This is a genomic window from Thioclava sp. UBA3469 (assembly GCF_002378135.1).
Classification (GTDB): domain Bacteria; phylum Pseudomonadota; class Alphaproteobacteria; order Rhodobacterales; family Rhodobacteraceae; genus Thioclava; species Thioclava sediminum.
In genome coordinates, this window is the sequence record NZ_DFRG01000137.1 from 14,641 (window position 1) to 23,939 (window position 9,299).

The 9,299-nt window shown below is 64.7% G+C and carries 11 protein-coding genes and 1 tRNA gene; 9 read left to right on the forward strand and 3 right to left on the reverse strand.

Features of this window, described 5'->3' with window-relative positions; all coding sequences use genetic code 11:
* Window positions 1–8: 8 nt before the first annotated feature.
* Complete coding sequence (locus B3D39_RS11185) at window positions 9–461, reverse strand: outer membrane protein assembly factor BamE (RefSeq protein WP_078522808.1); 453 nt, start codon at window positions 459–461, stop codon at window positions 9–11.
* 170 nt (window positions 462–631) lie between these two features.
* Between B3D39_RS11185 and B3D39_RS11190 the strand changes: the two genes are divergently transcribed.
* The 8 genes from B3D39_RS11190 to B3D39_RS11225 all read left to right on the forward strand — a co-directional run bounded on the left by B3D39_RS11190 (window position 632) and on the right by B3D39_RS11225 (window position 6,563).
* Window positions 632–1,222, forward strand: a complete 591-nt coding sequence (locus B3D39_RS11190; RefSeq protein ID WP_078522809.1) for a YceD family protein — start codon at window positions 632–634, stop codon at window positions 1,220–1,222.
* A gap of 216 nt (window positions 1,223–1,438) precedes the next feature.
* Entirely contained in the window at window positions 1,439–1,645 is a 207-nt protein-coding gene (rpmF, locus tag B3D39_RS11195) for a 50S ribosomal protein L32 (RefSeq protein ID WP_078522810.1), read from the forward strand.
* A 78-nt stretch (window positions 1,646–1,723) separates the two neighbouring features.
* The gene (gene plsX / locus B3D39_RS11200) at window positions 1,724–2,845 is read left to right on the forward strand and encodes a phosphate acyltransferase PlsX (RefSeq protein ID WP_274962751.1); all 1,122 of its coding nucleotides are present in this window, start codon (window positions 1,724–1,726) and stop codon (window positions 2,843–2,845) included.
* Window positions 2,842–3,816, forward strand: a complete 975-nt coding sequence (locus B3D39_RS11205; protein WP_078542750.1) for a beta-ketoacyl-ACP synthase III — start codon at window positions 2,842–2,844, stop codon at window positions 3,814–3,816. Before plsX ends, B3D39_RS11205 begins: the two co-directional genes overlap by 4 nt.
* 145 nt (window positions 3,817–3,961) lie before the next feature.
* Complete coding sequence (ihfA, locus tag B3D39_RS11210; protein WP_075775489.1) at window positions 3,962–4,261, forward strand: integration host factor subunit alpha; 300 nt, start codon at window positions 3,962–3,964, stop codon at window positions 4,259–4,261.
* A 27-nt stretch (window positions 4,262–4,288) separates the two neighbouring features.
* Entirely contained in the window at window positions 4,289–5,254 is a 966-nt protein-coding gene (locus B3D39_RS11215) for a MerR family transcriptional regulator (RefSeq protein ID WP_274962746.1), read from the forward strand.
* An 87-nt stretch (window positions 5,255–5,341) separates the two neighbouring features.
* Window positions 5,342–5,419, forward strand: a tRNA-Pro gene (locus B3D39_RS11220).
* A 61-nt stretch (window positions 5,420–5,480) separates the two neighbouring features.
* The gene (locus B3D39_RS11225; RefSeq protein WP_286789687.1) at window positions 5,481–6,563 is read left to right on the forward strand and encodes a 2'-deoxycytidine 5'-triphosphate deaminase; all 1,083 of its coding nucleotides are present in this window, start codon (window positions 5,481–5,483) and stop codon (window positions 6,561–6,563) included.
* Between the two features lie 264 nt (window positions 6,564–6,827).
* Here the strand turns inward: B3D39_RS11225 and B3D39_RS11230 are convergent, their stop codons facing one another.
* Together B3D39_RS11230 and dksA are read right to left on the reverse strand one after the other, a co-directional pair.
* Window positions 6,828–8,000, reverse strand: coding sequence for an FAD-dependent monooxygenase (locus B3D39_RS11230; protein WP_274962747.1), 1,173 nt, complete (start codon window positions 7,998–8,000; stop codon window positions 6,828–6,830).
* Between the two features lie 123 nt (window positions 8,001–8,123).
* On the reverse strand, window positions 8,124–8,546 hold the full coding sequence (gene dksA, locus B3D39_RS11235; protein ID WP_078522815.1) for an RNA polymerase-binding protein DksA: 423 nt from the start codon (window positions 8,544–8,546) through the stop codon (window positions 8,124–8,126).
* Window positions 8,547–8,784: 238 nt separating this feature from the next.
* On the opposite strand from dksA, the gene B3D39_RS11240 reads away from it, so the two are divergent.
* Window positions 8,785–9,299, forward strand: a 515-nt coding sequence (locus tag B3D39_RS11240) for an AAA family ATPase (RefSeq protein ID WP_286789688.1), incomplete at its 3' end; no start/stop codon positions are given.

Genomic DNA, 9,299 nt, shown 5'->3' on the forward strand with positions numbered 1-9,299 from the left:
CGCCGCGATCAGTTGTCGCCGAGAACCTGGCCTGCATTGATACGGCCGATCGAGCCCATCAGCTGACGCAGGAAGCCGATGCCCTTGACCTTGCTCTCGGTCACACGGCGCGACAGCGTCACGACCTGACCTTTTTCAAGCCCGAAGCGTTCGACATTGGTGACAACGCCATTGTCGTTGAACGACACGGCGACGACTTCCCGGCTGATTTCCTCAGGGGCGTGCCAGGTCACGGTTTTCCAGCGCGAACCGACGTAATACCAGCCCGAGCCTTCCAGAAGCCCGGTCGAGCTGGGCCGCCCGATCGCGGCTGCGACATCGTCACGCGTGCTCTTGCCGACCTCGATCTGAGCGAGGTCTTGGTCAATCGGCACATAGCCGTGGTTACGGTAAATCGGAGAGCAGGCGCCCGCGAAAAGCACCACGCCGAACGCGATAAACAGCATGGCCTTGCGCATCATAGAACCGATCCCCACCTGCAACCCCCTATTGCCTCTGACACTTCGGGCTTTTAGTGACGCTTACATCATGACTGCGCCGCCCTCAAGCGCTAGAGCGCGCCGATTGGGCACTCGGGCGCATGCAAAGGGTCGCAGGACAACACCGAGCGACCCAAAACAAGGAGCCGGACATGACACAGACCCCCGTCGATCCCGACCTGCCCGCCGCCCCCGAGACGATCTGGAGCGAGCCCATGCGGCTGGCCGATCTGCCCAGCCGCAAACCCACGCGCTTCGACATCGAAGCCAAGGGAGAGCGGCTCAAGGCGATTGCAGACTGGGCAGATATTCGCGACGTCGAGGCGCTGCGCCTCAAGGGCGAGCTTGCGCCGAAGGGACGCTCGGACTGGGAATTGCGCGCGACCCTCGAGGCCCGCGTGGTTCAGGATTGTGTGATCACTCTCGCCCCGGTCACGACCGATATTCGCGAAGAGGTGGTGCGGCGTTATCTCGCCGATATGGAAATGCCGACCTCCGAAGAGGTCGAGATGCCCGAGGATGACACCGCCGAACCGCTGCCCACGACGGTAAATCTCGGCGTGGTCGCGCTCGAGGCGATGGAGCTGGCCCTGCCGCTTTATCCGCGTGCAGCAGACGCGGAACTGGAAGGTGCGCAGGTGACCGAGCCGGGCGCCGAGCCGCTCAGCGACGAACAGATGAAGCCTTTCGCTAATCTGCGCGACTTGCTTGCCAAGGGCGAAAACGGTAAGGGCGACGCATAGTGGCAGACGCGGTTTCGCACCGCCCGAAACCGCTTGAAAAAAGGCCGGAAAAAAGGCTTGCACGGAAAAAGAATCCGAGTATGTTCCCGGCCTCATTCGACGTTTGGCTTCGCACCCCGAGAGACGCTTTCGGCCAAGTGACGAAACCACAAGGAAAATCAGGGCTGTAACGCCGCAAACACGGGCTACTGGCCCCCGAAACCCCGAGGTTGAGACATGGCTGTCCCTCAGAATAAAGTCACGCGTTCGCGCCGTAACATGCGCCGCGCCCACGACTCGCTTACCGCTGGCAACCCGGCGGAATGCCCCAGCTGCGGCGAACTCAAGCGCCCGCACCACGTCTGCCCGTCCTGCGGTCACTACGCCGACCGTGAGGTCGTCGCTCTGACCGAAGAGGTCGATCTGGACGACGACGCGGCGTAAGCCCGTCGACCCGCGCCGCACGTCATGCAAGATACGCAGGACCAGCCGCAGACGGGATCGCAGATGAAGGCCGCAGAAATGCGAGCCGCCCAGAAGGGCAAAGCGCCGGCGAATGCCGGCGCTGTCGTTCTGTCCGTCGACGCGATGGGTGGTGATCTTGGCCCCGAGGCCACGATTGCCGGCGTCGCGAAGGCGCATCGCGCTCACCCCGATCTGCATTTCATCATCCACGGCCCGCGCGCGCAGCTCGAACCGCTGATCGCCAAGCACGATCTTGGCGACTGTGTCGATCTGCGCCACGCCGAACGAACCGTCACGATGGAGGACAAGCCCGCGCAGGTTCTGCGCAACGGGCAGGACACCTCCATGTGGTCGGCCATCGAATCGGTGCGCGACAAGGAGGCCGATGTCGCGGTCTCCTGCGGGAATACCGGGGCGCTGATGCTGATCTCGATGATGCGGCTGCGCAAAATGCCAGGCGTGAACCGTCCGGCCATCGCCTCCTTCTGGCCCTCTCGCGGGCCTGCGGGCTGGAACGTCATGCTCGACATGGGCGCCGACGTGAAAGCCGATGCGGAGGATCTTCTGACTTACGCCCTGATGGGGACCTCCTACGCGCGCAACGCGCTGGGGCTGGAGCGTCCGCGCATCGGGCTGCTGAATATCGGCACTGAAGAGCACAAGGGTCGCCCCGAGCTGCGAGAAGCCTATGAGCTGATCAGCAACGCCCAGGAGGCGGGTCAGTTCGATTTCGCGGGATTCGTCGAGGGCAACGAGCTGGCCGGCGCGCGCGCCGACGTGATCGTGACCGACGGCTTCACCGGAAATGTCGCGCTGAAAACCGGCGAGGGCACCGCGAAATTCGTGGCCGAACTGCTGCGCGAGGCGCTGACCTCTTCGGTGATGTCCAAGCTGGGCGCCCTCTTCGCGATGGGCGCGCTCAAGCGCCTGCGTCACAAGACCGATCCGCGCCGCGCCAATGGCGGCGTCTTCCTCGGCCTCAATGGCACGGTCGTGAAATCGCACGGCTCGGCGGATGCCACCAGCTTCGCCGCCGCGATCGAACTGGCCGCCCGTCTGGCACGCTCGGGCTTCGGCGCGAAGCTTGCCGCACGGGTTGCCACCACCCTTCCCGCGGGGCAGGATGAGACCAAATCCGGCGAGCCACCTGCCGCCGAGAAAAGCGAGAGCAGCCAATGACGATCAGATCCGTGGTGCGCGGCGTAGGCCATTACCTGCCCGAGCGCGTTGTCGAGAACGCCGAGTTCGAGAAAACGCTCGATACCACGGATGAATGGATTCGCGGGCGTACCGGGATCGAGCGCCGTCATATCGCCGCCGAAGGGGAATATACCTCCGATCTCGCGATCAAGGCCGCGAAGGCCGCGCTCGAAGACGCGAATATGAGCGTCGACCAGATCGACGCGATCGTCGTCGCGACCTCCACGCCCGACAGCACCTTCCCTTCCGTCGCCACGATGGTTCAGGCGGGCTTGGGCTCGACCACGGGCTTTGCCTATGACGTGCAGGCCGTCTGCGCGGGCTTCATCTTCGCGCTGACCAATGCGAACGGGCTAATCCTTTCCGGGCAGGCCGAGCGCGTGCTGGTGATCGGCGCCGAGACCTTCTCGCGGATCATGGACTGGACCGACCGGGGCACCTGCGTGCTCTTCGGCGACGGCGCGGGCGCGCTGGTCCTCGAGGCCGCCGAAGGCACCGGCACCGCGAATGATCGCGGCATCCTGTCGTCGGATCTGCATTCCGACGGGCGCTACAAGGACCTGCTCTATGTCGATGGTGGCGTCTCCACCACCGGCACGGCGGGCCATCTGCGCATGCAGGGCAACGCGGTCTTCAAACATGCCGTCACCAAACTGGCCGAGACCGCGCATAAGGCGCTCGATAAGGCGGGGCTCACCGGCGAGAACGTCGACTGGATCGTGCCGCATCAGGCGAACCTGCGCATCATCTCGGCCACGGCCGAGCGGATGCAGCTGCCGATGGACCGCGTGATCGTCACGGTTCAGGACCACGGCAATACCTCCGCGGCCTCGATCCCGCTGGCCCTCTCGGTCGGCAAGCAACGCGGCCAGATCAAGGAGGGCCAGGTGCTGGTCACCGAGGCGATCGGCGGCGGTCTGGCATGGGGTTCGGTCGTCCTGCGCTGGTAAGCGCGGCCTCTCTGCATTCGTTTTACGCGTTTCCCGCGCAAACGCGCGTGAGCCCGCGCATCAATCCCGTCCGCCAAGTGCTTGATATTGACTCGGGAATTGCGGTCGGTCACTGTTAGCCAAACTCTTTATCCGGGGGGATAGGATGTCGAAGACCCTGACGCGCATGGATCTGAGCGAAGCGGTGTTCCGCGAAGTCGGATTGTCGCGCAATGAATCGGCGCAGCTCGTCGAAAGCGTGCTGCAGCATATGTCCGACGCCCTCGTGGAGGGGGAGACGGTCAAGATCAGCTCGTTCGGCACCTTCTCGGTGCGCGAGAAAGCCAAGCGCATGGGCCGCAATCCCAAGACCGGCGAAGAGGTTCCGATCTCGCCGCGGCGCGTGCTGTCCTTCCGTCCCTCGCATCTGATGAAGGACCGCGTGGCGGCGGGCAACTCGAAGTAACCCGATAACAAATGACAGGTCCTACCGATGGGTAAATCCGCCGATGCGTTTCGGACGATCTCTGAGGTTTCAGACCTTCTCGACACGCCGACCCATGTTCTTCGGTTCTGGGAGAGCAAGTTCACGCAAGTGAAACCGGTCAAGCGTGCCGGCGGGCGACGGTATTACCGGCCTGCCGATGTGGCGCTTCTGGGCGGCATCAAGCATCTCCTGCATGAAGAAGGCATGACCATCCGCGGCGTGCAGAAACTTCTGCGCGAGGAAGGTATCCGCGAAGTCGCCGCCCGTGGCGAGGTCAGCGTCGAGGACGAGCGCGAGGTCGATGAGGCCACGCAGAGCAACCCGGAGCCGATTGCCCCGGTTGCCGCGCCTCAGCACAGCCCGACCCCGCAAGAGGAGCCTCAGGCGCAGGACGCGACCCCGAGCGAGCCCACGCCCGAGTCGACCGAGGCAGCGCCGGAAGAGATCGCTCCGCAGGAGGAAGCCCCGCAAGAGGCGGCCTCTCTCGAGGACAGCGCGCAGGATACAGCTCAAGACGTGTCCCAGACCGAGGCGCTTCCTGAGCGCCCCGAGGAACTGCTCGATCTCAGCCCCACCGAGGACGCCCCCGTCGAGGCCCATCAGGGTGGCTCGGTGACCCCCTTCCCTGTCCCGTCGCAGCCTTCCTTCTTCGACGAGTCGGAGACCGCCTCCAGCGAATCCCCGGAAGAAGACGCGTGGGATGAAGACGCAGAGGCCCCGATGGCGCTCGATGTCGAACCCGAACCGGAGCCGATGGCCCCTGTCGTGGCGATGACGATCGATCGTGGTCCGCAGGAACGCGCCGCGAAAATCGCCGCGCGGGCCGATCTCGCACGGCTGTTACATGGGCTGCGCACGCTCGATCCGGCGCGGCTCAGCCCCGCCGATCGCGGCGATCTGCGCATGTTGCGCCTGCGTGCGCAGGCCCTTCAGGTGCGGCTCGCACAGCATGGCTCCGCGCAGGCGGAATGAGTGATCTTAACCCCGGACGAATTGGCGTGAAATTTCTCTCACTAACTGCTTGCACCCGCCGCCCGGTTCGCACTATATCCCCCTCGTCGGGCTGTGGCGCAGCCTGGTTAGCGCGTCCGTCTGGGGGACGGAAGGTCGTGAGTTCGAATCTCGCCAGCCCGACCAATTCGACAAACGCCCACCTCTTCATCGGGGTGGGCGTTCGTGTATCCGGAGGAGGGATCGGATGACCATCGGCGTGCTACCCGACACGATGCTGCAAGACATGATCACGCGGGGCGAAATCGCCGCCGAGCCAGCCATCATCCCCGAACAGATTCAACCTGCGAGCCTCGATCTGCGGCTTGGCACCGTAGCGTACCGGCTGCGCGCCTCGTTCCTTGCAGGCAAGGGCCAGAAGGTTTCGCACCGCCTGCATGACTTCGAGATGCACCGCATGGCGCTGACCGATGACGGCGTGGTGCTGGAAAAGGGCTGCGTCTATCTCGTGCCGCTGATGGAGACCCTCGCGCTGCCCGAGGGCGTCACGGCGGTCGCCAATGCCAAAAGCTCCACCGGGCGGCTCGATCTGCTCACGCGCCTGATTACCGATGACGGCACCGAGTTCGACAGAATCCCCGAGGGCTATAACGGCCCGCTTTATGCAGAGATCTGCCCGCGCAGTTTCTCGGTGCTGGTGCGGCCGGGAATGCGACTCAACCAGATCCGCTTCCGCGCCGGTCAGGCAGTGCTCAGCGATGCCGAGCTGAAGATCCTGCACCAGCAGGAGCCGCTCGTGGATGGCCCCGCGGTGATCGACGAGGGTCTGGGCTTCTCGGTCGATCTGAAGCCCGCTGAAGGCGATCTGGTGGGCTACCGCGCCAAACCCCATACCGGCGTGATCGACATCGACAAGATCGGCCATTACCCGGCCCGCGATTTCTGGGAAGAGGTGCGCGCCTCCGATGGCCGCATCATCCTCGATCCCGGCGCGTTCTATATTCTCGTGAGCCGAGAGGCCGTGACGATCCCGCCCGACCACGCCGCCGAAATGGCGCCCTATCTGGCGATGGTCGGCGAATTCCGCGTCCATTACGCAGGCTTCTTCGATCCCGGCTTCGGCCATGGCGCTGCCGGGGGCACCGGCTCGCGTGGGGGGCTGGAAGTGCGTTGCCACGAAGCCCCCTTCGCGCTGGAGCATGGGCAGGTCGTTGGCCGTCTCGTCTACGAGCGCATGGCTGAGGAGCCGCGCCAGCTCTACGGCAAGGACATTGCCTCGAACTATCAGGGCCAGGGCCTGAAGCTCGCCAAGCATTTCCGGATGGGGTGAGCCGGGATAAGCGGCCTTCCAGTGGAAGGACGCCCGGCGAACGCCCGAAGCGCAAACGAAGGGCCGGGGCAGCGTCTCTGTAGCGACTGAGGGTCGCGCCCGAGCCTCGGGTGGGCGCTTGTCGCCTTTTGTGGCTTGGCACTTTATCTCGCAAGCCCGCAGGTCGGTCGAGCCCGTGCTGACATCGCCAATGCGCCCTCCCGTGGGGAGGGTCGGCCGCGACCCGGGGCTGGTCGCCCCGCGCCAGAGCCCCGTTGAGACGCCCTACCCCGCCTGCTGGGTCACGTCATACCCGTAGATCCAGTCGAACCGCCCCACGAGCCGCTCCGGCGTGAACCGCGAGGCGGCACGCAATGCGAGATGACCAAAGGTGCGCGGAGCCCCCGACAGATGATAGTTCCGCGCGTTCTTGTTTGCCGCTGTCACGATCTGATCGCAGCGATCCCAGCGCGCGTTCTGATAGGCGGCGAAGGCCACGTCGTCGGTCTCGTAATTGGCCAGTGCCTCGGCCAGAACCCAGGCATCCTCCATCGCCATCACGGCCCCCTGCGCGAGGAAAGGCAGCGTCGGATGCGCGGCGTCGCCCAGAATCGCGACACCGGGCGCGAACCAGCGCTCGGCCACCGGATGACGGAAGAGGCCCCAGAGGTTCACCTTCTCGACCTGATCGAGCCAACCGCGCACGGTCGGGCAGAAATCCTCGAAGGCGGTGCGCAGATTGATCGGATCATCCTCGAGCGCCCAGCTTTCCTCGACCCAGCGATGCCGCTCCTCGACGGCCACGACATTGCGCAGCCCCCGGCCCAGCGGATAGCTCACCAGATGCTTGCCCGCGCCCATGAAGACCTGCGCGATCTTCGCCTCGGAATCGTCGCACGGCACCAGCGCGCGCCACGCGACCTGATGGGTAAAGAACGGCGCCACCCGCCCGTTGAGCGCCTCGCGCGTCTTGGAGTTGAGCCCGTCCGCGCCGATCAACAAGTCGGTCTCGATCTCGGCGCCCTGCTTGGTGTGCAGCACCGGATGCGGCCCGGACAGGTCCACCCGCTCGATCTGCTGTAGCAGGCGGATTTTCACCCCCGCCTCGCGCGCCCCATCGGCCAGCAGTTCGATCAGCCGGGCGCGATGGACGAAATGGTAATCCGCATCGGGGCGCAGCCGCGCCATGTCCAGCTTGGCCACCTGGCTCCCGGTCTCGCCATCGACGAGCCGCACCGCCTCGGCGCGCGGCCCCGCCGCCTCCAGCGCCTTACCCAGCCCCAGAGCGCGCAACACCGCCGCCCCGTTGGGCGAGACCTGCAGCCCGGCGCCGACTTCGCGGATCGCCTCGGCCTGTTCGAGCACCTCGACATCCGCGCCGCGCATCGCCAGAGCCCGCGCCACGGTCAGCCCCGCGATCCCTGCACCCAGAACCGTAACCTTGCGCCCGATCAGCATGGGACCTCCTTCAAAAGCGAACACCGGCACCTTGGCGGTGCCGGTGTCGAATTGTTTTGCGCGCCTTCCCGCCCGAAGGCAACGCGCGTTTTGTGCATCACCACACGCAGTGCGCGCAGGCGATCAGTCGTCGCGATGCACCCGTTCGCGGCGCTCGTGCTTTTCCTGCGCTTCCAGCGTCATCGTCGCGATCGGACGCGCATCGAGACGCTTGAGCGAGATCGGCTCCCCGGTCTTCTCGCAATAGCCATATTCGCCATTGTCGATCCGACGCAGCGCCGAGTCGATCTTGCTGACCAGCTTGCGCTGACGGTCGCGGGTGCGCAGTTCCAGCGCACGATCGGTTTCCTCGGAGGCGCGATCGGCAATATCGGGAACGTTGCGCGCGGATTCCGCGAGACCTTCGAGCGTTTCAGCGGATTGTTCGAGAAGTTCGGCCTTCCACGCCAGAAGCTTTCTGCGGAAATATTCCAGCTGCCGGTCATTCATGAAGGGTTCATTCTCGGCCGGACGATAATCATCCGGAAGGAATACTTCAGCTCTCATACCTGCCCTCTCATACGTGCCGGGGGCGTCACCATGATCGTCATTCGCCATCGGCCAACTCTCCTCGGGCGAGGCAATACCCCAAGAACACAGTGTTGTCACGTCCGCATTCGCCCGGACTGTGTGTTTCCTCATCAATTCTTACGCCCGGGTTGCGGCAGCATTTTGGCGCAGATAGGTTGCAAACGATTTGCGCAAGATCATTGCGCAGCGATCTCGAAACCGGAGCGTGTTCCCCGTGCAATTTCAATCGACCGACAGCTATGTCGCCCCGCCCGATCTGACCGTCGCGGTCAATGCCGCCGTGGCGCTGGAGCGCCCCCTTCTGGTGAAGGGCGAGCCGGGCACCGGCAAGACGGAACTCGCGCGGCAGGTCGCGCAGAGCCTCGGGATGGAGATGGTCGAGTGGAACATCAAATCCACCACCAAGGCGCAGCAGGGGCTTTACGAATATGACGCGGTCAGCCGGCTGCGCGACAGCCAGCTGGGCGACGAGCGCGTCAACGACGTGAAGAACTACATCCGCAAAGGCAAGCTCTGGCAGGCCTTCGAGGCGGGCAAGAAAGTCGTGCTGCTGATCGACGAGGTCGACAAGGCCGATATCGAGTTCCCGAACGACCTGCTGCAAGAACTCGATAAGATGGAGTTCCACGTCTACGAGACCGGCGAGACGATCCGGGCCAAACACCGCCCCGTCGTCATCATCACCTCGAATAACGAGAAGGAACTGCCCGACGCCTTCCTGCGCCGCTG

Bases quoted from the DNA above. Each gene is read 5' to 3' on its own strand.
- B3D39_RS11185 (WP_078522808.1), bottom strand. From the start codon at position 461: ATGATGCGCAAGGCCATGCTGTTTATCGCGTTCGGCGTGGTGCTTTTC.
- B3D39_RS11190 (WP_078522809.1), top strand. From the start codon at position 632: ATGACACAGACCCCCGTCGATCCCGACCTGCCCGCCGCCCCCGAGACG.
- rpmF (WP_078522810.1), top strand. From the start codon at position 1,439: ATGGCTGTCCCTCAGAATAAAGTCACGCGTTCGCGCCGTAACATGCGC.
- plsX (WP_274962751.1), top strand. From the start codon at position 1,724: ATGCGAGCCGCCCAGAAGGGCAAAGCGCCGGCGAATGCCGGCGCTGTC.
- B3D39_RS11205 (WP_078542750.1), top strand. From the start codon at position 2,842: ATGACGATCAGATCCGTGGTGCGCGGCGTAGGCCATTACCTGCCCGAG.
- ihfA (WP_075775489.1), top strand. From the start codon at position 3,962: ATGTCGAAGACCCTGACGCGCATGGATCTGAGCGAAGCGGTGTTCCGC.
- B3D39_RS11215 (WP_274962746.1), top strand. From the start codon at position 4,289: ATGGGTAAATCCGCCGATGCGTTTCGGACGATCTCTGAGGTTTCAGAC.
- B3D39_RS11225 (WP_286789687.1), top strand. From the start codon at position 5,481: ATGACCATCGGCGTGCTACCCGACACGATGCTGCAAGACATGATCACG.
- B3D39_RS11230 (WP_274962747.1), bottom strand. From the start codon at position 8,000: ATGCTGATCGGGCGCAAGGTTACGGTTCTGGGTGCAGGGATCGCGGGG.
- dksA (WP_078522815.1), bottom strand. From the start codon at position 8,546: ATGAGAGCTGAAGTATTCCTTCCGGATGATTATCGTCCGGCCGAGAAT.